Below are 26631 nucleotides of genomic sequence, written 5' to 3' on the forward strand. Positions count from 1 at the left end.
GGTCAGGATTTCTTTCTGCGGGGCAGGAGGTCCGGGTTTTCTATGGGGTTGTCCCCTTTTTTCAGTGAGCGTTCAATACCGTCTATGTATTCCAGGGAATCGTCGAGGTAGAAATGGAGTTCGGGCATACGCCTAAGCTGGTGGCGGGTGCGCTGAGCCAGTTCGTGCCGGATCGTCGCGTTGCTCTCCTTGATCTCCTCCATGATCTTCCCGGATTTCTCCGTAGGGAAGATGCTCACATACACCTTGGCGATAGACAGGTCGGTGGTCACGCTGACCTTGGAGATAGAGATCAGAGTGCCGGGCGCTCCCTGGCTCGCCGCCCTTTGCAGGATGTCTGCCAGGTCTTGCTGTAACAGACCGCCTATCTTTTTTTGCCTTTGCGTTTCCATGAAGCAAAAGTAAGGAGAATAGTTTAATGAATGGAGATGAGTTCCGCTGTAGTCGTTCCGCAGTTGAACAGCTTTGCTGCAAATGCGTTACGCAGTAGTTGTACTGCTGCGTTGATTTTAGCATAGTGCCAACTTACCGCAGGAGTACAACTCCTGCGGAACTGAAAATCTGTAATTAATCTCTCTCCTGACAGAGTTCTATCAGCACTCCATTCGTCGTTTTGGGATGTAAAAAGGCCACCCATTTGTTGTCGGCTCCCATTTTGGGCTCTTCGTTGAGGACAGTAAAACCCTCGGCTTTGAGTCGGGCGATCTCGGCTTTGATATCCTCCACATCAAAGGCGATATGGTGGATGCCCTCCCCTTTCTTTTCGATGAACTTGGCGATGGGACTGTCCGGGTTGGTGGCTTCCAGGAGTTCGATCTTGTTGGGGCCGGCCTTAAAAAAGGAGGTCTTTACCCCTTCCGAGGCCACTTCTTCCGTCTTGTAATGAGGGGTGCCGAAAAGTTTGGCAAAGAGGGCATTGCTCTCCTCAAGATTTTTGACGGCTATACCGAGGTGTTCTATTTTTTTCATGCTGTGAATTCTCTTTCAAAAATAGCCTTTTAAGGGTATTTTATTTAAAATCCGGCACCTAGTCCAGACTATATCCCAAAAATATGGGAGAATCCGCCAAAAAACCACGGGAAACCTACAATAAATGGGGATATAACTTGTTCTAAAAATGACAATTATGTAAGAATTTTCTATCTTAGATGTAAGCCAACCTATTTTTTTGTAAGACCAATCTCAACCCTATGGTGAATACCTCCATCCCTCTCTACGACGCGCCCTTTGCAGTGGCCATCCTGGATAAAGACCTCAACTTTACCGCCATTTCCCACATGCTGGCCAGAACGTTCAACCTGGACGACTCTGCCAGGGGCACTTCTTTCCTCGACCTGCAGGACCGGTTGCCCCGGGAACTCTATATCGACTTACATCTGGCTAAAGAAGGGATCAGCAGCAAGTCCGAGCCTGTGAAATTCATCCATCCGGATGGGGAGGCCGACTGGTATCAGTGGAAGATCAATCCCCTGCAGAACGGACAGGAAGGAAAGGGGGTCATCATGATGATCCTGGAAAAAGTGACCCGCAGGATGCTGGCCGAAGACCTGCTTCTCCGTGCACAGCGAATGGCCCGCGTGGGTAGCTGGGTGGTCGACCTGAAGAAAAACACCATCTACTGGTCCGAAATGACCAAAGAGATCCACGAGGTGCCCAAGGATTTTGTCCCCAACCTGGAGACCGGAATCAATTTTTACAAAGAAGGATTCAGCCGGGACACCATTACGAGGCTTGTAAATGAGGGGATCGAAAAGGGAACACCCTGGGATACGGAGCTCATCCTGGTCACCCAAAAGGATCGGGAAATCTGGGTACGCGCTATAGGGGAACCTGAAATGGTAAATGGACAGTGCGTGCGCATCACCGGTACCTTCCAGGACATAGACACCCGCAAACGTGCAGAACTAGAAGTGATCAGGATCAAAGAACGACATGAGATCGCCGCCAATGCAGCTAATGTAGGGATCTGGGATTTTGATATCGTAAATAACACCCTCGAATGGGATGACAATATGTACAAGGTCTATGGCCTGCCTAAAGATAAATTCGCAGGCGTATATGAGGCCTGGGCCGCAACCGTGCATCCGGAAGACAAGGAATGGACCTCAGCATACGTTCAAGAGACCATCGCCAAAGGAAATCGCCTGGAGATGAACTTCAGGATCCTTACACAGGATAAGGAAGTCCGCTGGATACGGAGTGAAGGCTCCGTGGTACGGGATACCAAGGGAAACCCGGTAAAAATGATCGGAGCCAACTGGGACATTACTCCCCAGAAAAATGCAGAAGCCGAGATGCAATCCCTCCTCAACACCACCACCTACCAGAATGAAAGCCTGTTGAATTTCGCCCATATCGTCTCCCACAATATGCGATCGCATGGTTCTAACCTGTCCATGCTGACCGATTTCCTCCTGGAAGACCGCATATCGGAAGAAGAAAAGCAAAGCGCTTTACAGATGCTCAAAAAAGCCTCTGACGGCCTGAATGATACGATCGCCCACCTCAATGAGGTGGTGCAGATCAAGACGGAGGCGGAGAAGAAAATGACAATACTCGACCTGGGGGATATTGTCCATAAGGTTGGCCAGAGCCTGGAGGCTTTGTTCACATCCAATGGAGTGACCCTGAAGATCGACGTACCCAAAGGCTCCCTGGTGATGGGGGTCATGGCCTATGTGGAAAGTGCCGTGCTGAACCTGATGACCAATGCCGTAAAATACAAGGATCCGGATAAATCAGCCCAGATACATATAACAACAGAGTCCCGTTCCAAACGCGTCGTCCTTCATATTGAAGACAACGGATTGGGAATCGACCTGAAAAAACACGGCGAAAAGCTTTTTGGTATGTACAAGACCTTCCACCAGCATGCAGAGAGCCGGGGGATCGGACTCTTTATCACCCGAAACCAGATCGAGTCTATGGGCGGTACCATTGTGGTGAGCAGTAAACCCGGGAAGGGAAGTATCTTTAGTATCACTTTAAAAAAACCCGAGCAAGTCGATGAGTAAAGTCCTGAGAACGGCTATCGTGGACGATGACCCCATCGTGGTCTTTGGCATGAAACTCATGCTGAAGCAGCTGGGCCTGAACCTGGAAACCCATGTCTGGAACAACGGACAGGACGCCCTGGAAGGCCTGATGGACCTCGTGCACAAGGAGGAACCCCTCCCTGATGTGCTGTTTCTGGACCTTACCATGCCTGTGATGGACGGGTGGGACTTTCTCGAGGCTTTGAAAAAAGCGCCCATGCCCGGAAAGGAAGACATCAAGATCTACGTCCTCAGTTCCTCCATCAACCCTGTCGACAAGGAACGCGCCCTCAACAAAAAACAGGTTGCCGACTTTATCTCCAAACCCATTAAGGAAGAACGGCTGAAGGAGATTCTTTCCCTGGTATCCTGAAACAAATGGAATTTCTTATCCCCGTTCCGCAGGAGTTGCACTCCTGCGGCAGGTCGGCACATTGCAAAAATCAACGCAGCAGTACAACTACTGCGTAACTATAGGCAATGATTTGAGTGTTCACAGCAGTTCGACTACTGCGCAACAGGTGCTTGGAATTTCTCAAGGTTTCCCCTGAATAACTTTCATGTCTGTGGTAGCATCCTGTATTGCCCAGGTGCCGATGAGGTATATCAGGGCAGCGAAAGGCATCAAAATAACGCCTATCATCTTCAGGAAAGTGCGTTTGACGAGTTCATTCCGGTCCGGGATCTGCCCGTTCTGATCAATGATCAACAGGCCTGTGGCCTTCTTGCCGACAGTGATGCCTTCTTTAAAGATGTCAAAAAAGACGAAATAGATCAGGTAATAAAAGATCTCAAAGCTCAGCTTTATATCGATAGAGGCCTCCCCGGTGACCAATTTGTACAGGGAGACCTGGTTATTTACCAACAGTCCAAAGATTCCGATCACCGCATTGATGATGATCAGATCGATAAAAAAAGCTAGAAAGCGTTGACTCTTCATTCTTTAGTGTATGATCACTTTGTATTTCAGTTTTTTGATATTTCCAAACTCATCCGCTGCATAGTCACCTTCAGCAATACTGATCTCATAGTTCTTGTAGGAGATGCTCGAGGAACCTACTACTTTAATCCCCAGGATCTTGCCCTTTTGAGGATCGGTCCGGATTTCCTTGTCACCAAACCGCATAGGGAAGCAGACGGCACAGGAACAGCAGACAGTGACCTTCGTTTCTATGGTCGATTCCCCAAAAAAGTATTTAATGGTCTGTTTCAGGGTAAATGTGCCGCATCCATTGACGGGAAATCCCTGCACATTGTCCATCCCAAAACCACAATCGCCTTTGGAAGCGGTCATATCATCCTTTTTTTCGAAGAGGACACTAAGATCTTCCAGGATGAGCACTTCAGGCCCTTCTGGCCGGACCTCCTCCTCAGAACAGGACCAAAACCCCAAGGCAATGAATAAAAATAAAGAATTTAATACGAATTTTCTCATGATTCTTTGTTGTTTACGTTCGACTTCATTCAGCTTTCCCGGCCGGTCACGGGGCGGGATTGCCTTTCGTTCTTAACAAACGTAAATGGGGAGTGCGAAAGAACCTTGCAGGATGGGAAATTCAGCCTAATCGGAGGGTCGCTTACGCTTCATAGCTTCGGCGACGAAGCGGTTAGGGGTGGGTATTGTTCCGCAGGAGTTGTACTGTTCCGCAGTAGTTTCACTGCTGCGGCAGGTCGGCACATTGCCAAAATCAACGCAGCAGTACAACTACTGCGTAACCTTGGAATTTGATCTTACTGAGAGTAAGATCTCTACTGTTGCGAAGAAGGCGGTACAAGGCCTTTCATCCGCATATAGACAATGAGGTTGCCATAGTGTTCTATCCCGTGGAAGGCTGAAAAATCAAGGACCGTACCCGCCGCATGGTTGCTCCCGAAAAAACCGACCATCCGGTTCATTTCCTCTTCGGTCAGCGTATTCCTGGCATCGGCAAGTACTTCATAGGACTTTTTCAAGGCTTCGATCACCTCTTTTTTGGTCGCAGGGACCTCCGGCATGGGATTGTCCTCCCCCGTGGCAATACTCCACATTCGGAAATTGGAGTCGGCCAAATGGGCTAAGATTTCCCCAAAAGTGCGCACCTCTTCCGTAGGCCGGAAATCGTAGTATTCCTCAGGCATCTGTTCTGCGGCCCTGATGGCCATGCTCCGGGCGAAATTAAAGCCGAGGTCTGCTGAAGACATGGGCGCCTCGGCAGGAGCCGCCTCCTGGGCGGGGGCACTGATCCATAAAAGGCAGGCCATAGACAGGATGGAAAATGTTTTGAGTGTTTTCATAGTGGTTTGGTGTTTATTAATGGTGTATTACTTGTAGGATTTAGTTGTTAGACAGATGTGGCAACGTTTTGTTACAGATCACTCCTGAACGTTCTTAGTTCCGCAGGAGTAGCACTCCTGCGGCAATTCGGCACGCTGGCAAAATCAACACAGCAGTACAACTACTGCGTAACCATAGGTAAACGATTAAACTGATCGCAGCAGTTCAACTACTGCGAAACACTTATCTAATCCCTGTCAGAGGGCATTAATTCAAGCCCTTGATTGATCCCCTTCTCCATAGGCGGAACTCCTTTTTCCATCCAAACCGGTTTGGGCTCGTCCTTGAGGTAGTAATCAAAGAACTGGGCCATGCGGGTGTTGAAATCCTTGCGGTTGGGCAGTTTGAGGGGCCAGTGGGGTTCCCCGTTGTAGTTCAGGAACCAGGCCGGTTTGCCGAGTCGTCTCAGGGCCACAAAGAATTCGATCCCCTGGTACCAGGGCACGTGGCCATCTTCGTCGTTGTGCATGATCAGTAAAGGGGTGTTGATCTTGTCTATGGTAAAGATGGGGGAGTTCTCGATAAAGCGCTGTGGATACTCCCAGGGGGTGCCCCCTATTCTGCTCTGGGTGTGTTCGTACTGGAACTGCCGGCTCAGGCCCGTCCACCAGCGGATGCCCCCATAGGCGCTGATCATATTGGGGACCGGTGCCCCGGACTCGGCCGCCCGGAAGATGTCCGTGCGCGTCACCAGGTAGGCGATCTGGTACCCGCCCCAGCTGTGTCCCTGCACCCCTATGCGGTCCTTGTCTATAAACCCTTTTTCAATCAGGGCTGTCACCCCTGGGATGACGCAGTTGTAGGCGCTCTCTCCCGGGTAGCCGATGCGGTAGTGCACGTCAGGGTTAAAGATCACATACCCCCGGCTCGTATAAAAACTGTAGTTGATGCTGGAGCGTTCAAAACGAGGGCGACGATGGCGGTGCAGGCCATCTGAGCTGCGCTCGTAGAAGTTTACCAGCAAAGGGTATTTCTTATTGGGATCAAAGTTTTCGGGGGTTGCGAGCATCCCGGTGAGCTCTATCCCGTCCAGGGAGGTCCAGTTAACGAGTTCGATGCTGCCCCAGCTGTATTCGGATTGCTGGGGGTTGGCATTTGAGATCCGCGTCACCCGACTGAAATCTGAGTTGGCCAGGCGGACGTCCGGGAATTCCTCAAACGATTCCCGTGTAAAACGGAAGATCTCGGCTTTTTCGGCCTTGGTGAGGTTGGCGTAGTGGTAGGGTCCGCTGACCAGGGGTTTCAGGGTGCGGGTGCGGATGTCGAGGAGGGCATACCCGCTGCTTTTGTCTACCTCGTTAAAGGTGCGCAGGAGGACGGGTTTTTTGGTGTTGATATGGTCCACCTCGGGATCCATGTGTTCGTAGCGGTAAACCGTCTTGTTCTCCCTCCCGGTGGTGAGACGGGTTTGGGCCCCGCTGCGGGGATTAAAGCTCCAGAGGTCGTAGCGGTCGTACAGGATAAGCGCCTGGTCGTCTTCCGTCACCCCGGCGGCCCCGTAGGGGTAGGGAGGTGTGGGGCTGTCGTTGGTCTCGTCGTAGAACACCTTGCCTTTGGTGAGGGGGAGGTAGCGGTCCTTTTCGATGTCATAGGTAAACCACAGGCTGTCCAGGTTGTCATAACCGTAGACAAAGGTGGCTTTGGGGCTGAGGTCTACGCGGCCTGCTATTTTCTTCAAAATGGGTTTGCGGGCTCCCGTATTGACATTTACCACCGCATAGTCCCGGGCGCGCTGACCTGTCCACTGGGATTCCAGGGCATAGGGTTCCGGATTGCGCAGGAGGGCATAGGGGGCGTTCCGGTGTTCGGTAAGGCCGGATTCCGGGAAGGCGTCATTAGCCAGTTGGAGAAGGCGTTTGTTTTTATCGAGGTGCACAACGGCCAGGTAGGCCTGGGTGGTGTCGTTTTTCAGGTCCATTTCCTGGACCGTGTAGAGGCGGGGCTCGTCATAGGTCCACACCTCCACGCTGGAGACCTCTTCGTCTAAGAGCATGGTGTCTTTGATGACCGGCGGAAGGGCCAGGCCGAAGTATAGTTTGGACTCGTCTTTGGAGAAGCGGATCTCCTCGTAAGGGGAGGGGCGCAGGTCGTTGGAGAGGGTAGAAGGACCGGCCAGTTTCTCAGCCTTGTTCATCCCGGCTTGCCAGTGATAGAGTTCGCGGGGGCGGAGTTGAACTTTGGTGGTATCGGTGTCGGCCACAAAGCCCAAGTGTTTCCCGGATTCGCTTAGTCTGAGGTTGCTGTAATCAGCCTTCTTGGCCTCGTGCAGGAGGGTACGGGTGTTGTTGACGAGGTCCATCACAAAGATGGCTGCATTGGAGGAATCCGTGTCTCCGGTGGTGGCCCAGGCCAGGGTCTTGCCCTTTTTGGCGAAAGCATAATCGGTTACGAATTTTAAAGTGTCTTCTGCCCCGCTTTCCAGAGCGCGGAGGACGAGGTGGTAGCCGTTCTTTTTGGAGACTTTCTTTTCTTTTTTCTTTTTCTTGGATTCGGTCTTTGTGGTGTCTTTTACCGTGTCCTTAGGGACTTCAATTTCCTCCAGCTGGTAGGCGATATACCCACTCCAGTCTTCGGGTACTTTATAGGATTTTACGTGGGCGATTTTCTCCAGCTTTCCGGTTGGTAGGTGGTAGATCCCCAGGCTGTCCTTGGGCATATCTTTTTTCTTCACCTTGCGTCTTTTCATATCCATCACGCTGTCCTTCCAGGCAGTGATATGGAAAACGAGGGCCTTGCTGTCGTCCGTAAACTCTCCACGGGAGGCACGGGTGTAGGTAAAGAGCTCTTTCCCGTTGGCGTCGTGTAGGTAGAGGGTCTGGTCTTTCTCTCCCTTCTCAAGGCTATAGGCCACATAGCCTCCGTTGGGGGCTAAACGGGGGGTTTCTATGGTGTTCCAGAGTTCGATGTCGGAGATGTCGAGGGGTTTTTTTTGGGCGGAGAGGGTGATGGTAATGATTAGAAACAGGGAAGTAAAGTGAGCTTTCATACAGTGATTTTTGTGAAAGTTCTAAAGATAATAGATCTGACTTTTAAATAAAATGGGGATAACAAATAAGAAAATCAATTTGAGGTTGACTTATTTATCGAAGTTTATTTTATGATTTTATTTACCTCCTTCCAATTAACATCACCTCCGTTTTGTTCGTAAAGCTTTAAAAGAGTTTCCAGAGTGAGTTTTTGAATTTTTGTACGCTCATTAATCTTATAATACCAGCAAACAACCTCTCTTAATAAGAGAAATACTGCGATTGATACTGCGACTGTTAAAATTAGGAGGAGAATAACGAAAGTTGGGTCATTTGCCATACAAAGTTATTTAAAGGGTGGATAAAACAGAGATAGAGATCCAAGAGTTGGATTAAATTTAATAATGTAATCTTTATTTTTTTTGACCAAATTCTACCAAATTGTCATAAATCAGTTGGGGAATCTTTGTTTGATGTAGTCATGAAGCTGCCTTCCTATTAGTTTTGCAGATGACCCCCCTGCTCTGATATAGAACTCTTCATCAGATCCGTTTTTTAGGAAAACGGGTACCTGGCTGGGTTTACAATCTATCAGCATAATTCTGCTGCCTTTAAAATCCTCAAAGCGAGGTTTTATGTGCAACATGGTTTCCGGACCCATTCTGCTCATCACAATATTGCCAAGATGTAAATCCATTTTATCTTCATTGGCGAAACCATCAATGTCTAACCCTAAAGCCGCTCCATCATCGGCAACACCAATAACTAAGTATCCGCCATCTGTATTTAAAAATCCATTGATGGTCTTTAAAACAGCGTGTTCCATTTTGGGATCTTTCTCATTGGTATGAAGATTGACACGGAGTGTTGATTTAAACTCGGTATAACTTCCCTCACCAACAGCGATCATCTGTTCTATAGTCTGTGGCTTTTCAATAATAATTTTGCCTTGTGCTAATTTTTTAAAGCCATCCTTGGTAACTTGAGCAATTAACTTTCTACGTGCTCCCAGAAATTCATCGTAGGTCATAGACTCCCAATCATCTGGCAAGGCATGCCAATACTTCATTTTTTCGAGTGCACTAGAATCTATATTGTTGGTGAATACTTCAAAATATTCTGATGGAGCAGAATCTGAAATGGCTAAGTTTTCCTTCCATTCGACGTAGGCATAATTCGCAATTTGATTGGTTTCTCTCACAGAAGTGATACCAAAACCCTTCAAATAATTCCTAGGGAATAAATGATGTCTTTCAACCTTGTTTTTATAGGCCTTAGTTGTAGGATCAAGTGCATCCCAAACTTTTATATCTGAAAACAGTGCCTTTGCATCTAGGATATGGAGCGCAGCATGGTAACAGTGAAGTACGGGCGTATTAGCCGAAGAAGACTCCAGCCGCACAGGCAATGTAGCTCTCCAAAAGTCATCGGTTAGCTCTGAATCGATGGTTTTACGCATCCAACTCAGAAATGCTTCTGGAGTAGTCATTCCCCTTAAATCTGCCAGGTCTCTTTCCATCGCAGTTTCTGCAGAGCTTATATATCTCAAAGTCAAATTCGTTACAAAGAACCATTCGCCGATTGCTTTACTTAATTCCTTATCGGGTACTTTTAAATCTAGCTTTCCTATCAGGTAGAAAACATACGCATACATAAGCGTAGTTTCCGAACTCACCATTTTTGAACTTCGATAGCCGGCGTGTTGAATGGCCAAAAGAAAATCGTGCCAGTTCTGGAGGTTGAGCACTTGTGATTGGGCCGCTTTTAATTTTTCAAATTGTCTATCTCTTTGTTCATCGCTGATATCTCCCGACTCCAAATCTTTACCTCGTAATAAAGAATAAGCGTATTTAAGGCGTGCACGCCTAAAACCATATCCAATAGAGACTCTTAGTAGTTGATCTGGGTCTGGATCTATAAAATGATTAAAGGGACCAGCTTCTCCCTTTTGCGGATTTCGAGCCGCTCTGCAAAATTGTTCTAGCTCTTTCCTTCCATCCTCCCAGAAAACAGACATTAACGTCAGAATAAAGTCGGATTGGTTTAATGTTTTTCCCTTGCTATTTATTCGCACAAATACTTCAGCCACTTGCTCCTCATCTATATCCGCAGAAAGTTCCAGTACTGTAAAGGGAAAGCTTTTTATACCAAATAGGTTCTGTAAGGATTGAGATATCTTGTCCTCTTCTTCAGGAGTTAGAACTTCTTCTACCTTTGATTTTGCTGTTTTCAACTGGGCTATAAATTCTGTGACCGCTTTGTACTGGTTGACCTCGTCCAAAAGCACTTTACTAACATTGGGGATCCATTCCGGATTTCTTCGGATACTGGCGTCAGCCACTTCGAACTTTTCAGACAGGGGATGAAAGGCTATTTCTATGCTTTCGCTATCGTAGTTGTCCCGTATGACTTTAATGTTTTTCATGACAGCGAACAGAGAAGTGAGCCGCTGCTGACCATCGACAATAAGAAGTTGGGGAACCTTTTGATGGGAATTTACTCCAATTTGCTTTACGCCTTTATTCACCTTGTTTTCCCAAAAGAGCAAATACCCGATAGGATAGCCTCGATACATGGAATCAAAAAGGTCTCTTACTTTTCTGTTAGGCCATACAAAGGGGCGTTGGATATCGGGAAGCCCAATATTTCCCATTTCTATGTCATCCATTAACTTGGATAAGGAATAGCTGACTTCTTTAAATAATGGCTTGCTCATTCAGACTAATTGATTTTAAGTTTATAAAGATCGAGAATCAGACTTATTTCCTGAGTAAACTACCTTGAATTAATCGTGCCATCTATCGAGTATTTATGATTCTCTAAAAGAGGTCGAAAATTACTTTTCCTTTTAAGATTGATGGCCGGTCAATTCACTGGCTATCATCTCGGCTTGTTTCAACACGGTTTCAGTGGCCAATTTTTGCATGTCTGGAGGATATCCATATTGCCTTAGCGTACGTTTAATGATCACCTTTAATTTCGCCCGTACACTTTCTTTAATAGTCCAATCAATGGATGCATTATGCTTAACACGTTCAGTTAGTATGACCGCAAGTTCCCGAAGCTTGTCCTGTTGCATCAATTGCATTGCACTCTCATTATTAGACACTGCTGTGTAGAATGCATATTCAAAATCAGTAAGACCCATATTCTTGGCCTCACTATCCATGTTGACGATTTCCTTACTCAGTTTGATAAGCTCTTCCATTACCTCAGCAGCTGTCAGTATCTTGTTGTGATACTTCTTGATGGAATTTTCGAGCATCTCTTTGAGAGATTGACTTTTAACCAAGTTCTTCTTAGAACGAGTTTTGATTTCGTCATTGAGAAGTTTCTTTAGAACTTCAAGGGCAACATTTTTGTGTTCCATCCCTTTCAGTTCCAACAAAAAATCTTCGGAAAGAATGGAAATGTCTGGCTTCTTTATACCGGCCGCATCAAAGACATCGATCACCTGTTCTGAAACCAGTGCTTGATCAATGACTTGTCTTATCGTAGTTTCAATTTCTTCATCGGTTCTGCCTTCTCCTGCGCTATCAAATTTGGCCAATCTGGCCTTAACTGCCTGAAAGAAGGAAACCTCGTCTTTGACGTCCATGGCTTGATCATGGGGAACTGCAATGGCGAAGGCCTTGGATAAGGCTGTAACTTCATTGATGTATCGCTTCTTACCGTCCTCCAAACTGAGTATGTGCTCCTCAGCAGCCAAGATCATGGAAAGCTTCTGACCTGTTTCCGCTTCAAAATAATCCTCATAAGGAAAATGATTAAACATTTGGGAAACCACTTCCAATTTTTCCAACATCAATTCCACTGCCTGGGCTTGTGCCAGCGTAGGGTCCCCTTTTCCTCCGGCATCTGAATAAAATGAAAGGGCCTTTTTCAAGTCAGATGCTATACCCAAATAGTCTACCACCAAACCTCCAGGTTTGTCTTTATAGACGCGGTTTACTCTGGCAATAGCCTGCATTAGATTGTGGCCTTTCATGGGTTTGTCGATGTAGAGGGTGTGCATGCTTGGTGCGTCAAAACCGGTGAGCCACATATCTCTAACTATCACCAATTTCAATTCATCATTCGGATCTTTCATTCGGTCCGCGAGAGTTCTTCGCTGTTGCTTCGAGGTATGATGTTTGGCAATTTTTGGGCCATCAGATGAGGCAGAGGTCATCACGACTTTGATGACACCTTTGTCCAAATCATCTGAATGCCACTCCGGTTTGAGTTTGACGATTTCTTCGTAGAGATCTGCCGCAATGCGCCTAGACATGGCTACAATCATTCCCTTCCCTTCGAAAACTTCCTGGCGCTGACTAAAATGTTGAATGATATCCTTCGCTACGGTCTTAATTCGGTTTTCACTGCCGATTAAGGCTTCTAACTGTGTCCATTTGGCTTTGGCTTTTTGAGTTTCGGTGAGTTCTTCAACGTCTAACTCATCATCCAATTCCTCCACCAGTTTTTTGCCTTCTTCGCTTAGGTTGACTTTGGCCAATCGGCTTTCGTAATAAATGCGTACGGTAGCACCATCTTCAACCGCCTGGGCGATGTCGTACACATCAATGTAGTTGCCGAAAACGGCAGGGGTATTTACATCCGTACTTTCTATTGGGGTACCTGTAAAACCGATGTAGGTGGCATTAGGTAGCGCATCGCGCATGTACTTGGCAAAGCCGTACACGGTTTTCTTACCGATCACATTGCCATGCTCGTCTTTGTCATCTATGGTTTTGGCTTTGAAACCGTATTGGGTGCGGTGGGCTTCATCGGCTATCACTACAATATTTTCTCGTTCTGAGAGGGTTTCATATACATTCCCTTCTTCGGGCGAGAACTTTTGAATAGTGGTAAAAATCACACCCCCTGAAGCCACTTTTAATTTTTCCTTCAAATCGTTTCGATTTTCTATCTGCTTGGGTTCTTGTCGCAAAAGCTGAGTGGAAGAAGCAAAGGTGTCAAAGAGTTGATCATCCAAGTCATTTCGGTCGGTGATAACCACCACGGTAGGATTGTCCAAAGCCAACACAATTTTACCGGTAAAGAATACCATGGAAAGGGATTTTCCACTTCCTTGGGTATGCCAAACAACCCCGCCTTTTCGGTCGCCTTCAGGCTGACTTTGGACTCCAGGCAACCCATAATTTGATGGATCATCTGCTGCCGGGTGCAATCCAAAATCCAATTCATTTTTGTGGTAACCTGTGGCTCGTAATGTAGACTCTATAGCTTTGTTTACTGCATAATATTGGTGATAAGCCGCTAATTTCTTGACGGTGGAAATAGTAGTTACGCCTGTTTGGGCATCTTCCTTTTTCGATTTTTCAAACACAATAAAATGCCTTACTAAATCGAGTAAGGTCTCTTTGTTGAGCATTCCTTTTATAAGCGTTTCCAATTGACCTACAAGGTGGGATGCTTCTTCTATGCCGTCCGCCGATTTCCACGCCATAAACCGGCTCATACCCGAGGATATAGTACCTGCCCTAGCTTCCAAACCGTCTGAAATAACCGTAAAAGCATTGTAGGTAAACAGGCTTGGAATAACAGCTTTATAAGTCTCTATCTGTCGGAAGGCAGATTTGATCGTGGCGTTTTCGTCTGCTGCATTCTTGAGTTCAATCACCACCAAAGGAATGCCGTTAACAAAGAGAATAACATCTGGGCGTTTGTTTACGCCATTTTCTACTACGGTAAACTGGTTAGCGACAATAAACTCGTTGTTTTCGGGTGTGTTGAAATCGACTAACCAAACCAGATCACCCCTTTGCTGTCCGTCTTTTTGATAACTGACTTTGATGCCTTCGGTCAATAAGCGATGAAAGCTTTCATTATTGGTCAATAATTCGGGCGAATGAATACGCTGTATTTCTTTAATGGCTTCTTCCTGAGCAGCGGGTGGCATGGTGGGGTTGATTCTTTGTACGGCCTCTGCCATGCGATGTGTTAGCAGGATTTCTTTGTATGAACTCCGCTCCGGATTTTCCCCATCATGCGAGATATCTGGGCCATAGACATAATTGTAATTGAGTTTTTCTAACTCTTGAATAGCAAATAATTCTATTTCGTTTTCTGTGATTCGATTCATATATCACGATCAATCTTCATTAAAATACACTTGCCATTAAGTGTTATTATCATAAAGGCATTTCTTTGTATTTGCATCTTAAATTAGGGTTGAGTCATTTATCAGGTAAGATACTCAGATCACACTTATTCAAGCCTTTAAGTTAACTAATTGGAGGTCCTAGTAATTGCATTTTGAACCCTAAAATATTTATTTATGTCCTTTAGATGTTTCATTTCCCGATTCGATAATTTCCTGGTTTTAAAATGCATTATATCATTTCGAACTTTTCGGATGACATCCAACTTCTCAATGAATACCTCTTTATGTAATGGAATTTGAAACTCACTCCAAAAAGCTTCTTCGTTTAAAACTCTGAGATATTGACCAAATGTTAAATCATCTGGACTTTTTATACGTTTACTAAGCTTCTTTCTACAAAAATCCAAGAAAAGTTTGTTATCTATATTAGTATGAATATATAGCCTTAACACGCTTTCAATGGATTTTAACTCCAGAAATGGCTCAATTTCCATTTTGAAGAGTTGGGCAAGATCGTAAAGGGTCAAGATTGTATAGACCTGATTCTCTTCATTGCTAATAAACGCAAACTCCTTTTCTAATATGCTCTCAAAATGTTCAATTACCCGATCTGAATCTTTAAGTTTTAGGAGATTTGGGTCCATAAAATCTCGAACTAAATTTTCCTCGGTTTTGAAGTTTCCAGCAACACCTATCGTTTTCCAACTGATAAAACCGATTACCTCACCATTCTCGTTGGTTACTGCCAATTGCGAAAAATCATTTACCAGCATTTTTGAAGTTGCTTCTTGCAAATGACTTGCAGCTTTAACAGAAACTAATTGGTGATAATGTTCAATTACGTTCTTTATTTTCATCTTGCTATTTCTTAACATTTACACGAACCTCTCCACTCATCAACTTAGGCAGCAGTGTATCCCGCATGGAGTTTAGGGTGCGGATTTGGGTACAATTGGTAATTATCTTGTCGTCAATTGGCTTTACTTCATTTTGAAAGCTTTCAACTATTTCTATGGGTGGTATAAACACCTCCATTTCTTGAAAGTCCCTTTTACTAATAGATCCAAACACAGTTCCTGTTTCATTGAACTGCTTTATGTCATCCATCAATGACTTCATTTTGAAAAATGTATAAGTATAATAAGCAGGATTCGCTTTGTATCGAAAAGCAGCAACACCTCTTCCGATACAACATTTTTCGTTTGCCATATTCTGTGCACCAACAGGTGCTCTAACACTAATTAGTGTATCGTGTTTTTCAGCAAATCGTTTTGGTTCAGTTGTAAACACACGATATTCAGGAAATCGAAACCCAAAATCACGATTACCTTGATACATTGGCGTTCCAATCCCATCTTCATTGAAAGAGCTTCCTGGTGGCGATTGACCCATCGTAAAATCAAATTCATTCCCTAAAATTCCTTCCTCCCACCCCTCATCTGTTTCCTCCACAAACCATTGCCGAAACAGTGTCTCCGCTATTTGCTCCAGGGTTTTGTTTTGGCGGTGAAGCAGGTCTATTTTGTCATCTAAGCTGGAAAGGATGGAGGCGATGCCACGTTGTTCAGATAAACTTGGCAGCAAAATTTCAAAACTTCCTAACTGTTTTGCATTTGCGCTTGGCTGTGCAGAACCACCAGCAATTGCATCTACATAATCACTCCAACTTGGAGAACATAATAATTGGCCAATGAAAAAGGGGTCAGCCAAATTTCTATCGATTTGATATCGAATTAAGTAGGATGCATATACTACTTCTTTTGGGTCGTTTTCTTTGATTGTATAATTAGCTCCAGTTGTGGCCCCTGTTCTTGCAATTACTATATCCCCTGGTAACAGTTGGTACTTCTTGAAATTATCTGATGTAATCGGACAATAGGGAACTGTATTCCAATCTAATCTACCATTTGCAATATCAGTAATACGTAGAAATTTAGGCCCAACCTTCTCTTGTTTTGCACTTTCTGTATATCCATAGGAAATGTCAGAGCATATTTCAGACAATGTCGTTTCCTTCCACTCACTCATCAATTTTCACTTTTTCTTACTAAGACTAAAATATTGGCATAGCGCTTTTAATACGTATTACGGACTTGTACCTCACCACTCATCAACTTTGGCAGCAGCGTATCTCGCAGGGCGGTAAGGTTGCGGATTTGGGTTTGGTTCATTTGTTGCTTAAGAAATAAGGGTTTTACTGATTTGGCGTAATCATGTAAGGGTTCATTAGAAATCTTTGGTGTAGGAAATAAGAAAATTTCATTTGGTGAAATTCTTTGATGACTTCCACTTGTTCCACCTACTCCTGACGAAATTTCACGGTAGTTATTAGAATTCGAGAGCCAACCATATATGAAGTACAAATGATTCTCATGATACGGTTTGATTACTTGGAATTCGGTTGAGCAAATCGCGTTTTGAGGCACTTCATCAAGAATCAGCCAAACTCTTTTATCCTTATGTGGATTTAGCTTAGAGAATAAAATAGTGTTTGCAAAAACTTGATATTTATTGCTTTTTATTTCCTGCCCGAGTTCATAGGCTGGTTCCTTACCAGAATCAAATCCAGGGATGCTATAATGAGCATAAACTGCTGAAGGATTTGCACTTGGTTTAATCGAAACCTTTGAATGTTCAGCATAATCGGTTATTGTACCTTCTTCCCAATCACCATCCGATTCCTCAACAAACCACTGACGGAATAAGGTCTCCGCCATTTGCTCCAGGGTATGGTTTTGACGGTGCAGGAGGTCTATTTTATCGTCTAAGCTGGAAAGGATAGAAGCGATGGCTTTTTGTTCATCTAATTCCGGTGCTTCGAAAACATGTGCTCTAAGAACATCAGTCTGTACTCTTTGCCGTCCAGAACTTCCAGTCATAGACTTGATTGCAGTGGAACGGATAGTTGGTGAAATAGCCAAATAGTAAAGGAAGTGTTTGTCTGAAACAACTTCCTTTTCTCTCAGAACAATAAATTCGGTTGATCCAAAACCTATCTCATCTTCATCTAAAATGTCAACAAAAGATGTTTTACCATTTTCAAGACTTGGAGTAATCCTAGCCATTAAGGTATCACCATTTCGAAACTTGACTCCACCTCTGTATTCTTCCAATGAATAAGCAGGTATACGTTTTGTAAATGGATGTATAAATTCCATTGGAATTTTCTTTGCAATTACCCCTTTTCGAATACGTTCAGTAGGGTTAATGTACGCGAAGTCTTCTAACTGAAATTCCTTCCACTCACTCATCAATTTTCACTTTCTGAAGATTATCGGCAATCCGTTTGTTAAGTTCTTCTTCTTCTTTCAATTGGGCTTCAAACTCGGCTTTGAGCTCAGTAAAGCGCTCAGCAAAGTCAAAATCGTCTTCTTCCTCAACTAAGCCTACATAGCGCCCGGGTGTGAGCACGTAATCCAGTTCGGCTACTCGCTCTTTGGTGGCAGCGGCACAAAAACCTTTTATGTCTTCATATTGGCCATCTGTGTTTCGCCAGTTGTGGTATGTATTCGCAATTTTCGCCACATCATCCGGCATCAGAACTTTTGTACGCCTATTTATCAGTTGACCTAAATTACGGGCATCAATAAAGAGAATTTCGCCTTTGCGGTTTCGGAATTTTCCGTTGCTGCGGTTACGGCTCATAAACCAAAGCGAAGCGGGAATCTGCGTATTTAAAAACAACTTGGCAGGCAGGTTAACAATACAGTCAATCAAATCGGCCTCTACCAATTCTTTTCTGATTTCCCCTTCACCACCACTTTTAGATGTCAAAGCCCCCTTTGCCAGTACAAAACCTGCTTGTCCACTGGGTGCCAAATGGTACATGAAATGTTGAATCCATGCATAATTGGCATTTCCACTTGGTGGTACTCCATATTTCCAACGGCCATCGGTACGAAGTAAATCACCGCTCCAATCACTTACATTAAAAGGCGGGTTGGCAATAATATAGTCTGCTTTCAGATCTTTGTGTGCATCATTTAAGAAAGAACCCTCGTTATTCCATTTAACCTGTGAACTATCAATGCCACGAATGGCTAGATTCATCTTGCATAATCTCCAGGTAGTCTGGTTACTTTCTTGCCCATAAATGGATATATCGTTGATCCGCCCTTGATGACTGGTGACAAATTCTTCAGATTGAACGAACATCCCTCCGGACCCACAGCAGGGATCAAAAACTCTCCCTTTGTAGGGTTCCAGCATTTCCACTAAGAGTTCAACAACACTTCTTGGGGTGTAGAATTGTCCACCCTTTTTACCTTCTGCCAGAGCAAACTCTCCAAGGAAATATTCGAATACATGTCCTAGAATATCGGCACTTCTGGATTTTGCATCTCCTAAGGCAATGTTGCCAATTAGGTCAATGAGCTCCCCAAGACTGGTAGGATCTAAATTTTGTCGCGCATACACTTTGGGAAGCACTCCTTTCAGTGAGGTATTTTCCTTCTCAATGGCATCCATGGCATCATCCACAGATTTACCGATAGTAGGTTGCTTGGCCTGAGAAAGCAAGAAAGACCAGCGCGCTTGCTGGGGTACGAAAAACACATTTTCGGCTTTATACTCGTCCTTATCTTCTGGGTCTGCCCCTGCATATTCTGCTTCACCAGCTTTTAACTTTTCGTAAAGCTCTTCGAAAGCATCCGAGATGTATTTGAGAAAAATGAGCCCTAGTACGATATGTTTGTACTCAGCGGCATCTATATTTTTTCGCAATTTATCTGCTGCTTTCCAAAGTTGTTTTTCTAGGGGTTCTTCGGTGGAGGTTGAGGTTTTTATTGCCATTAATATTTTTCCTTTTGTCTAATTCAAAGTTCTTCGTTCTTATTGAAACGCTGCCTTTCAAACAAGATAAATGATTTTTGTGTTAACACTTACAGATTACTCATTACAATCTCCTCAATTGTAACAATGGATTCATTAGCCAATTTTTCGTTAAGAATAAGAGATGATGATTCGGAACAGATATGGGCGTAGATTAATCAACAATAACTGCGGTTATTCATTCTTGGCAGTAGAACTTTTTTCTTTACGTTTTTCTTCTAACTTTTTTGATATAATTTCCACAATTTTTGATGATTCAGAATCTAGATCATTATTCACATTAAATGCTAGTCCTCCATACTGTCTAGATTCATCAAATAAACTTACATCTGTATCTGAATACCAAATAGGAATAATTGTGTTATCTCCAAATCGTTGTTTAAACTGATCTGATTCAAATTTTGTCCAAATTTTTTTGGGATAATCAGAACTTAATAAAACAATAACATAATCTGCCTCGGAATTGTAGATTGGAGCTAAATAGTCTTCTACGTTCGTAGCTAAAATCCGATGTTGTTCATTTTTATCATAAAAAACAGATATTTCCCTTTCTAGTAATTTATTGGCAATTGACTCAGCTAAGTCCCGGTTTTCTCCCGCAAAGGATAACGCAAAATCGTATAGCTTGATAAATTCGATACCAATAAAACCAATTTGTTCTGCGAACTTATTCCATAATATATTTCTTATATAAAATAGGAATTTCGGATCTTCTACTGTTAGTACATTTGATTGATCATCGTAATGTATAACATCTTGAAGCATTGGATTATCTCGTAATAATTTACTTAGAAATCCCTTTTCAACAACTTGATTAATACTCAATTTCATTGCTGGATGCTGATTTAAAAGCTCATCAATTTGAATTGACCATTCAGGACTATTAGCTAACCAATTTAGAAGGTGTAGATACGGAGCCCTCCCTTCTTTTCTTAATTTCGAACCGATTGCAAAAGCTCTTGCTTTTGGATAAAATAGTCTCGCTAATTCTTGAATCACTTTCGCCTTTACTGTTTCCAAACTAGTATCTGTTGCTTCCTTTCCTGATTCATTATCAATAACTTCTGAACAGATACAGGTTTCCTTTGCTAACATTTGTGCTATATGAAAACTTCCTTTGGATTCTGAAATTAGCTCTGATTTAATATTTAGGGTAATATTTAATGCATTTTCTCCTAATGTCAACATTTCCTCAATTTTTTCTTCAGGATTTGCTTCGAATCTTATTGTATCGATTCTATTATTTAAATCAGGAGAAAAAGAAACCAAAGAGTCACCAGCCTTATTAATTCCAATCAGAATAAGTTTTGAAGTAACCGAGTCTTCATCCGCTAGCGTCTTCATGAAATCCGATAGATCCTTTTTGATTTCGTTAGGTAAAACATGAAAATCATCAACAACTACAATTCCCATATCAGAAAATTCTGGTAATAGCTGAATCATCTCAACGTCTTCCTTCTTTCTTGCAGACAGAGAGGTTACCGTAGTATTTAGTCCCACTTCTTCAATAGCCTTATTAATACTAGTGGTTTTGCCTATACCTGATGGGCCCTCAACCACCATTCCTCGTCCCTTAGTTCTCAGAGAAACAATGAGTTTTGTATATTCCACAGGCCTTACAAAAGTGTAAGTAGGTGTCCCCGATGTTTTAAATACGTCTTCTAAATAAATTTTCATTTATTGTCTTTTATTTCCGAAATGTATTATACTAATCAAGATTTGTAGTAACCTTATGAATGAAATATGATCCACCTCTTTCTTAAATGGAGGATATGCTTTGGAAAATTACACCATAAAAAACTAAATGGCCCCCTCATAAACCATAGTATTTTTATGGTTTAATTGAGATAGTAGCAATTAGGTTTATTAAGAGGAAATTACAAGTCCCAAATCTCAAACCTGCCTACTTCCCTAAGGTAGGTAGTCCGGCAGGCAAGTTCCAAAGAGAATTATTGCTATCGTATTGCAGCAATTTTTCTAGCAGCTACTCCATCTGCTTTTTCAACTCCGCGATCTGCTCCTCCAGATCCCGGATCACCGGGTTGGAAGCACTGGAGGTTTGCAGCAACCGCCTTTTGGCAGCGTCTAATTCCAGAAGCTGAGTAAGGAGTTCGGGCCCTTCTAAAAGGGATAAACTGTCCATTTTTCTCAACAGGCTGCTTCTCGTTTTGTCGAGGTAATAGAAAGCCAACCCATCCTGTTCTCCATCTTCGAGCAGGGTCAGCATGTCGCCCTCAATTTCTTTGAGAAGTGCATTCATGGAGGTTTGGATTTCGGGGTTTTCTGAAGGGATCTCCCGGTCAAGATTTTGGGCACAGGATAGAAATAGGAGGGGAAGGATAAGGGCGGTTTTTTTCATGTTTTAAAAGTAAAGGAAAACAATACTACAACACAGGCTTACTCATTTACCATATGAGTAAAATTTTAAGCATCAATTTACAAAGGTTGGTTAATTGAATATGAAGTGTTGGGGATGCTTAAATTATTTTGATGCCAGGATTCGCTGGTATTAAGTTTGGAATAAAATTATAAACTTACCGAGGACATTTGCGATAAGAACAAAAACAATTGCGGGAATTAAATCCCGCAATTAGTTTGTAAACAAAAGTAGTGGCGGCTATTACTTATTCTGTTCAATTAATGCCGCATTAACTGCGTCTTGATCTAATTTATTCCAATTTCCAGTCGCAGCATCAACTATTACTGGGATTAATCCCCCTAAAACATCTAGAATAATCCATCCAGCTCCAACCTTGGTATTTACAACTCTGGTTACACTTTCATATCCCTCTTTACGATATTCAATAGTGTATGATTTATCAGCTTTAAGATTTAATTCGACGGGAGTTACTCCCATCTTAAATCCATTTACGTAAACTTCGGCCCCCCTTGGATCTGAACTTACAGCTAATGCGTGTGTTTTTTTGCCAAACAGTGTTGCACAACTACTTATGCCACATAATGTAATTAAGGCAACTGAAATAAAAAGGATTTTCTTCATAATTAATAAGTGATATTGAAATTAATAAATGCCTACTCCAGAATTTGATTGGCTTTTCGGCTAATTCCCAACATTATCTCAACTAGTTGAAATTTGAGATGAGGAATTAACAATTTATAAGCGCTAAAGGACAAGAAAAATTTGGGAGAATGCATTGCAGCTAATTCTGCAAGGCCCTGTAAAAATTAATGGAAATCCCCCGAAAGTTTTCAGAAATAGCGGCGAGGCCAGCGCATGTGCATTTCACGAGCCAATTAGCAAGAGGGAATGCGCAATAGCACGGAGCGTCAAGCCGGGTCCGCGGTTTTTGTCCCAGACAGAATGAAAACGATTTAACTGAAACATGCGGACAAAAAATTTCCTACAAACTTTCGTGATGATGTTTTTGGTTCGTTTTGCATCATTGTAAAACGAACAGAAAGAAAAAGATGTTTCGGTTGGCCATGAGAACAAATACCTACCCCTAACCGCTTCGTCGCTGAAGCTATGAAGCGTAAGCGACCCTCCCGATAGCTATCGGGATCGGGATTGGCCCTTTTGGGATTGGATGAGTCGCATCTAATCCCAAACATAGGAGTCAGGAGGTAGTGCAGAATAGTTTTTTCCCTCTGTATTTTCTAAATAAAACCATAAACCGGTATCATCGGGTAATCCCATGCCGGGCTCTATGGAATCAAAGGGAATCCATTTTGTTTTTTCAACAATAACTTCCCCATTTACTTTTAAGGTGATCCTTTCCAGGCCATCGTTTACCAGGGTAGAATCATTTAAGCTGACGAATAACCCCAGATTACCCGGATCGTCTGTATTAAAACTGGAGGACCAGGGCAAACGTACCTGATATTCATTGCCATAACCCCCGCCTTGAATTCTTTTGGCTATTCCCTGCCCGTTTACTTCCCAGGTAACATCGTATGCCCCCACAGCATCATCTTTCCCACAACTGAGGAGGATAAGAAAGAAAAACAGAGGTATTTTCTTTATCAATATTCTTTTTGTAAATAACATCTTTAGCTAAAACGCAGATCTTTTTTAAATCTGACAATTCTTGTGGTTTTTTAGATGAACGGGAAGGGAGTTACCATGCAAATGCATGCAGACCGGGTGTTTACTATTGGGGACGTTGCGCAGTAGATGCTCTGCTGGGCAGTGATACCCACCCCCGGCCGCTTCGTCGCTGAAGCTATGAAGCGTAAGCGACCCTCCGTTTAGGAGTGAATTTAAAATTCTCATTTAAAACAAAATAAAGTGGCCGGATAAAAGCAATGTGTTTATCCGCAATCTCGAAGGTTTGCCAGAAATAATGGCAAGGCATTTTCTTTTCGTTCATTTTGGCTTGATCCAAAACGAACCAAAAAATCAAGAAGATTTTAGGAAATTTTGTCCCGATCCCGCTGTCTATTGGAAATATCGGGATCGGTCCAAACCAGGGATGCGGCTTATCGCTCCATGCTCTTTTTTGCCGGCTTACTGCTATTTTTTAAACCTAATGAATAGCGAGCCAGGCAAAACGCACTTCCGCTTGCCGCACCCTATATTTCTTGAAAATCTTCGATATCTCAGGATTTTACACTCAGGCTATTTCATTGATCTTAGTTAAAAAAAAAGACCCGGCCCTTAAAAGAACCGGATCTTTCTCCTGACTAAACGTGGGGCTAGTCAAGCCATTTAGAGCTCATATAGGCCATAGACCTTGTGATCTTGCCTTCTTCGTTAAAGTCGTGGGCGTACATCACCGGCATTACGATCTTCTTTTGATCACTCTTTCGGGTAAGGCGGATGTCCCACCAGCTGTAGACGGTGCGGCCGTCACGGAGGTCGTATTCCACATAGTCCGGGTAGCCCACCTGGTCTATGGAGGTGATGTCATAAGTGTCCATGGTTTGCTTCATGTTGGCCTTGGCCTCGTCCAAAGAGAGGGATTCCCCCCTGGGCGTTTCCAGGTTGCTGAAACGGGCCTTTTCATCAAAGTAGCTGTAGCCCTTTTCCAGATCCCCGTGCTCAAAGGCATGGACCATACGCCTTACGCTGTTGATGTTGTCGTGATGGTTCCAGACAATGCCGTTCTGCCGGTCCTCAAAGCTCTCGCCCACCTCCCGGTAAACGGCGTCATTGTGGTAACTCAGCGCCATGTCGATCAGGCCGTCCTTAAAGCGGTAGAGCCTGTGTACGGGCATTTCGATCTTCACGCCCGTGGAGTTGTGCACCCCTTTCATATTGTCCCAGGTCTGCACCCAGATCTGCCCATCTTTGTACTCCAAAGCGTCGGGATAGGCCCCGGGGGAGGGTTCTAAGGTGAGATAGGCCACGTTCTCCTTCCACCACTTGGCGCCACCCGCGTAGTTGGCCTTGGTGCCGCCCTTGGCATCCTTGTTGGTACCCGAACCGTTAAAGGATTTAAAGTCGTCGTGCAGATAGCTCGCCACCTTGGCGCTATCTCCCGACACCCAGGCAGCCTGCATGGCGTTTACCTTGGCGATGGCTTCGTGCTCTTTGTAAATAGTTCCGTTTTTTTCTTTTTGGCCGTAGGCCATAACAAGGGCCAGGGAAAAGGCCCAGAGGATTCCTCTTTTCATTGTGGTTGGTTTTAGGTTGGTTAATGTAGTAAGGTACAAAATATTTTTATGTGAATGATTATTAGGGACTTAGAATTACGTTGCGCAGTAGTTTCACTGCTGCGCTGATTTTAGCACCGGGCTGAAAGGACGCAGCAGTATAACTACTGCGTAACTGTGCAACTCATGCGGAACGGAATTCTTTTAGAGAATTGAGAAGGAAACCCTAAATTAGAGGTGTAACAACAAAACTAACCCTTAACAAACTAAGCAATGGATTACAAAAAAACACTGATCAACCTGGCCATTTCCCTTCTTTTATCCCCTATCGTGGTGTACGTCGTCCTTCTGATGGCAAAGGCCGCCGGTTCTACCTACGAGATGACCCACGGGGAGACCTTTATCATCTGGCTGCTGATGGCGCTTGTCATTGGACAGTCGGTCGTTAAGAAATAGATGTTCCTTAAATAGCAGGATGTTCCGCAGGAGTTCAACTCCTGCGGACCTCCGTTGCGCAGTAGTTGTACTGCTGCGCTGGTTTTGCCGGGTCTCTTTTTCAACCCTAACAAAACTTTAACGCCCCGGATTTGGAATCCCCCTTCATTTTTTTAGGTTAACCCCTGTAAAAAAGAAGGACTATGAAACTGGTACAGGTAAAAAGAAAGACGCGATCCGAAAAACGCTACGCGCCCAAGATGGGCAAACTCACCACCAAAGTCACCTACATCAAGAAATACGTGGCAGGGATCCCCGTGAAGACCCTTCATAAATACCGGGAAACCTACTATGGGGAGGTGAAGGATTGTGATGTCTGTCAATTATATGTATAAAGAATAGGTTGCGCAGTAGTTGAACTGCTGCGCTGGTTTTAGCACCGGGCAGAATGGACGCAGCAGTAAAACTACTGCGTAACTATGCAACTCCTGCGGATCCCTAATTTTTACTTTGTGACATTTATCACATTTTAGGGACGATGGAGTCCTTACCTTGCAGGGTTATTCTTTTAAAAATCCATAGCCCATGAAAACGGTTACTGGAATTCTGGCCCTCCTTGCCCTGGTTTCCTGCAAAGACACACCACAAGCACAAGACGAAGACCTTACCTTAAACGAAGAAGTACACTGGACCTACACCGGGGAGAACGGCCCGGAGCACTGGGCCGAACTCGAAAAGCGCTCCCACTGCGCAGGCGAACTTCAGTCGCCCGTAAATATCATCGACTACCACACTCAGGAAGATCCCGACCTGTTGCCACTCGACCTCCACTACTACGGGGAAGTGCGCATCCACGAGGTCACCAACAACGGCCACTCCATCCAATACAACTTTGAACCAGGGGATTATATCTCCCTGGGGGATGTGCGGTACGACCTGAAGCAGATCCACTTCCATGAGGCTGCCGAACATACCCTGAACGGGATACGCTACCCCCTGGAGATGCATATGGTACACGTAAACGCGCAAAATGAGATAGCGGTCTTTGCTATCATGGCCATGGAAGGGGAACCCAGTGAACCCTTTACCTTCCTGGAAAATTACCTGCCTGTAGACCCCGGGGAGACCAAGATCATAGACGAATGTTTTGACCTCAACCTCAACCTGCCGCAGAACAGAGACTACTACACTTACCGGGGCTCCCTCACCACTCCTCCCTGTACAGAAGGGGTGAGGTGGATCGTCTTTAAGGAACCCATCACCGTCTCCCTACAGCAGGTCAAGGAGCTGCAACGCCTCATGCCACTGAACAATTACCGGGGGGAACAACCTCTCAACGGCCGAGTAGTGAAGGTGTATGAGTCTCCTTATAACTGAATTCAGATGAAG

22 protein-coding genes are annotated in these 26631 nt (G+C 44.2%); 5 read left to right on the plus strand and 17 right to left on the minus strand.

Annotated elements, in window-relative coordinates; all coding sequences use genetic code 11:
• Positions 1–2 precede the first annotated feature (2 nt).
• Together rbfA and mce are read right to left on the minus strand one after the other, a co-directional pair.
• Positions 3–392 carry a 30S ribosome-binding factor RbfA gene (rbfA, locus tag IEV19_RS08275; RefSeq protein WP_188370182.1) on the minus strand — a complete coding sequence of 130 codons (390 nt, stop codon included), beginning with the start codon at positions 390–392 and terminating at the stop codon, positions 3–5.
• Between the two features lie 175 nt (positions 393–567).
• Positions 568–969 carry a methylmalonyl-CoA epimerase gene (gene mce, locus IEV19_RS08280; protein ID WP_188370183.1) on the minus strand — a complete coding sequence of 134 codons (402 nt, stop codon included), beginning with the start codon at positions 967–969 and terminating at the stop codon, positions 568–570.
• A 221-nt stretch (positions 970–1190) separates the two neighbouring features.
• On the opposite strand from mce, the gene IEV19_RS08285 reads away from it, so the two are divergent.
• Positions 1191–3014, plus strand: a complete 1824-nt coding sequence (locus tag IEV19_RS08285; RefSeq protein ID WP_188370184.1) for a PAS domain-containing sensor histidine kinase — start codon at positions 1191–1193, stop codon at positions 3012–3014.
• Entirely contained in the window at positions 3007–3408 is a 402-nt protein-coding gene (locus tag IEV19_RS08290) for a response regulator (RefSeq protein ID WP_188370185.1), read from the plus strand. The genes IEV19_RS08285 and IEV19_RS08290 overlap by 8 nt, the downstream gene beginning before the upstream one ends.
• A 162-nt stretch (positions 3409–3570) precedes the next feature.
• Here the strand turns inward: IEV19_RS08290 and IEV19_RS08295 are convergent, their stop codons facing one another.
• From IEV19_RS08295 to IEV19_RS08365, 15 genes are all read right to left on the minus strand, one after another.
• Complete coding sequence (locus IEV19_RS08295; RefSeq protein WP_188370186.1) at positions 3571–3975, minus strand: RDD family protein; 405 nt, start codon at positions 3973–3975, stop codon at positions 3571–3573.
• 3 nt (positions 3976–3978) lie between these two features.
• Positions 3979–4470, minus strand: coding sequence for a hypothetical protein (locus IEV19_RS08300; RefSeq protein WP_188370187.1), 492 nt, complete (start codon positions 4468–4470; stop codon positions 3979–3981).
• 314 nt (positions 4471–4784) lie between these two features.
• On the minus strand, positions 4785–5309 hold the full coding sequence (locus IEV19_RS08305) for a DinB family protein (RefSeq protein WP_188370188.1): 525 nt from the start codon (positions 5307–5309) through the stop codon (positions 4785–4787).
• 227 nt (positions 5310–5536) lie between these two features.
• Positions 5537–8335 carry an alpha/beta hydrolase family protein gene (locus tag IEV19_RS08310; RefSeq protein WP_188370189.1) on the minus strand — a complete coding sequence of 933 codons (2799 nt, stop codon included), beginning with the start codon at positions 8333–8335 and terminating at the stop codon, positions 5537–5539.
• Positions 8336–8766: 431 nt separating this feature from the next.
• The gene (locus IEV19_RS08315; protein ID WP_188370190.1) at positions 8767–11031 is read right to left on the minus strand and encodes a GmrSD restriction endonuclease domain-containing protein; all 2265 of its coding nucleotides are present in this window, start codon (positions 11029–11031) and stop codon (positions 8767–8769) included.
• Between the two features lie 132 nt (positions 11032–11163).
• Positions 11164–14400, minus strand: coding sequence for a type I restriction endonuclease subunit R (locus IEV19_RS08320; RefSeq protein WP_188370191.1), 3237 nt, complete (start codon positions 14398–14400; stop codon positions 11164–11166).
• A gap of 146 nt (positions 14401–14546) precedes the next feature.
• Complete coding sequence (locus IEV19_RS08325) at positions 14547–15278, minus strand: CBS domain-containing protein (protein ID WP_188370192.1); 732 nt, start codon at positions 15276–15278, stop codon at positions 14547–14549.
• A 4-nt stretch (positions 15279–15282) separates the two neighbouring features.
• Positions 15283–16449, minus strand: coding sequence for a restriction endonuclease subunit S (locus IEV19_RS08330; protein ID WP_188370193.1), 1167 nt, complete (start codon positions 16447–16449; stop codon positions 15283–15285).
• A 47-nt stretch (positions 16450–16496) separates the two neighbouring features.
• Positions 16497–17672, minus strand: a complete 1176-nt coding sequence (locus IEV19_RS08335; RefSeq protein WP_188370194.1) for a restriction endonuclease subunit S — start codon at positions 17670–17672, stop codon at positions 16497–16499.
• On the minus strand, positions 17665–19212 hold the full coding sequence (locus IEV19_RS08340; protein WP_188370195.1) for a type I restriction-modification system subunit M: 1548 nt from the start codon (positions 19210–19212) through the stop codon (positions 17665–17667). Before IEV19_RS08340 ends, IEV19_RS08335 begins: the two co-directional genes overlap by 8 nt.
• 213 nt (positions 19213–19425) lie before the next feature.
• A complete protein-coding gene (locus tag IEV19_RS08345; RefSeq protein ID WP_188370196.1) occupies positions 19426–20928 on the minus strand; it encodes a TIR domain-containing protein in 1503 nt (500 codons plus the stop codon).
• A 307-nt stretch (positions 20929–21235) separates the two neighbouring features.
• Positions 21236–21610 (minus strand): hypothetical protein, encoded by a 375-nt coding sequence (locus IEV19_RS08350; RefSeq protein WP_188370197.1) that lies wholly within the window; start codon positions 21608–21610, stop codon positions 21236–21238.
• 261 nt (positions 21611–21871) lie between these two features.
• The gene (locus IEV19_RS08355) at positions 21872–22252 is read right to left on the minus strand and encodes a PEGA domain-containing protein (RefSeq protein WP_188370198.1); all 381 of its coding nucleotides are present in this window, start codon (positions 22250–22252) and stop codon (positions 21872–21874) included.
• Positions 22253–22810: 558 nt separating this feature from the next.
• A complete protein-coding gene (locus IEV19_RS08360) occupies positions 22811–23239 on the minus strand; it encodes a hypothetical protein (protein ID WP_188370199.1) in 429 nt (142 codons plus the stop codon).
• Positions 23240–23907: 668 nt separating this feature from the next.
• Positions 23908–24828 carry a nuclear transport factor 2 family protein gene (locus IEV19_RS08365; RefSeq protein ID WP_188370200.1) on the minus strand — a complete coding sequence of 307 codons (921 nt, stop codon included), beginning with the start codon at positions 24826–24828 and terminating at the stop codon, positions 23908–23910.
• Between the two features lie 252 nt (positions 24829–25080).
• Between IEV19_RS08365 and IEV19_RS08370 the strand changes: the two genes are divergently transcribed.
• The 3 genes from IEV19_RS08370 (at position 25081) to IEV19_RS08380 (ending at position 26619) form a co-directional block, all read left to right on the plus strand.
• Positions 25081–25263, plus strand: a complete 183-nt coding sequence (locus IEV19_RS08370) for a hypothetical protein (RefSeq protein WP_188370201.1) — start codon at positions 25081–25083, stop codon at positions 25261–25263.
• Between the two features lie 182 nt (positions 25264–25445).
• Complete coding sequence (locus IEV19_RS08375) at positions 25446–25637, plus strand: hypothetical protein (protein WP_188370202.1); 192 nt, start codon at positions 25446–25448, stop codon at positions 25635–25637.
• A gap of 190 nt (positions 25638–25827) precedes the next feature.
• Positions 25828–26619, plus strand: a complete 792-nt coding sequence (locus tag IEV19_RS08380; protein ID WP_188370203.1) for a carbonic anhydrase — start codon at positions 25828–25830, stop codon at positions 26617–26619.
• The last annotated feature ends 12 nt before the right edge of the window (positions 26620–26631 follow it).

Origin of the sequence: Muriicola marianensis (genome assembly GCF_014638095.1) — a bacterium.
Taxonomy (GTDB): domain Bacteria; phylum Bacteroidota; class Bacteroidia; order Flavobacteriales; family Flavobacteriaceae; genus Muriicola; species Muriicola marianensis.

Excerpts from the sequence above, each read along its gene's own strand:
- IEV19_RS08305 (WP_188370188.1), bottom strand. The coding sequence starts at position 5,309 with ATGAAAACACTCAAAACATTTTCCATCCTGTCTATGGCCTGCCTTTTA.
- IEV19_RS08370 (WP_188370201.1), top strand. The coding sequence starts at position 25,081 with ATGGATTACAAAAAAACACTGATCAACCTGGCCATTTCCCTTCTTTTA.
- IEV19_RS08380 (WP_188370203.1), top strand. The coding sequence starts at position 25,828 with ATGAAAACGGTTACTGGAATTCTGGCCCTCCTTGCCCTGGTTTCCTGC.
- IEV19_RS08340 (WP_188370195.1), bottom strand. The coding sequence starts at position 19,212 with ATGGCAATAAAAACCTCAACCTCCACCGAAGAACCCCTAGAAAAACAA.
- IEV19_RS08295 (WP_188370186.1), bottom strand. The coding sequence starts at position 3,975 with ATGAAGAGTCAACGCTTTCTAGCTTTTTTTATCGATCTGATCATCATC.
- IEV19_RS08345 (WP_188370196.1), bottom strand. The coding sequence starts at position 20,928 with ATGAAAATTTATTTAGAAGACGTATTTAAAACATCGGGGACACCTACT.
- IEV19_RS08310 (WP_188370189.1), bottom strand. The coding sequence starts at position 8,335 with ATGAAAGCTCACTTTACTTCCCTGTTTCTAATCATTACCATCACCCTC.
- IEV19_RS08290 (WP_188370185.1), top strand. The coding sequence starts at position 3,007 with ATGAGTAAAGTCCTGAGAACGGCTATCGTGGACGATGACCCCATCGTG.
- IEV19_RS08285 (WP_188370184.1), top strand. The coding sequence starts at position 1,191 with ATGGTGAATACCTCCATCCCTCTCTACGACGCGCCCTTTGCAGTGGCC.
- IEV19_RS08335 (WP_188370194.1), bottom strand. The coding sequence starts at position 17,672 with ATGAGTGAGTGGAAGGAATTTCAGTTAGAAGACTTCGCGTACATTAAC.
- IEV19_RS08330 (WP_188370193.1), bottom strand. The coding sequence starts at position 16,449 with ATGAGTGAGTGGAAGGAAACGACATTGTCTGAAATATGCTCTGACATT.
- IEV19_RS08365 (WP_188370200.1), bottom strand. The coding sequence starts at position 24,828 with ATGAAAAGAGGAATCCTCTGGGCCTTTTCCCTGGCCCTTGTTATGGCC.
- IEV19_RS08300 (WP_188370187.1), bottom strand. The coding sequence starts at position 4,470 with ATGAGAAAATTCGTATTAAATTCTTTATTTTTATTCATTGCCTTGGGG.
- IEV19_RS08325 (WP_188370192.1), bottom strand. The coding sequence starts at position 15,278 with ATGAAAATAAAGAACGTAATTGAACATTATCACCAATTAGTTTCTGTT.
- IEV19_RS08320 (WP_188370191.1), bottom strand. The coding sequence starts at position 14,400 with ATGAATCGAATCACAGAAAACGAAATAGAATTATTTGCTATTCAAGAG.
- IEV19_RS08315 (WP_188370190.1), bottom strand. The coding sequence starts at position 11,031 with ATGAGCAAGCCATTATTTAAAGAAGTCAGCTATTCCTTATCCAAGTTA.
- mce (WP_188370183.1), bottom strand. The coding sequence starts at position 969 with ATGAAAAAAATAGAACACCTCGGTATAGCCGTCAAAAATCTTGAGGAG.
- IEV19_RS08375 (WP_188370202.1), top strand. The coding sequence starts at position 25,446 with ATGAAACTGGTACAGGTAAAAAGAAAGACGCGATCCGAAAAACGCTAC.
- IEV19_RS08350 (WP_188370197.1), bottom strand. The coding sequence starts at position 21,610 with ATGAAAAAAACCGCCCTTATCCTTCCCCTCCTATTTCTATCCTGTGCC.
- IEV19_RS08355 (WP_188370198.1), bottom strand. The coding sequence starts at position 22,252 with ATGAAGAAAATCCTTTTTATTTCAGTTGCCTTAATTACATTATGTGGC.
- rbfA (WP_188370182.1), bottom strand. The coding sequence starts at position 392 with ATGGAAACGCAAAGGCAAAAAAAGATAGGCGGTCTGTTACAGCAAGAC.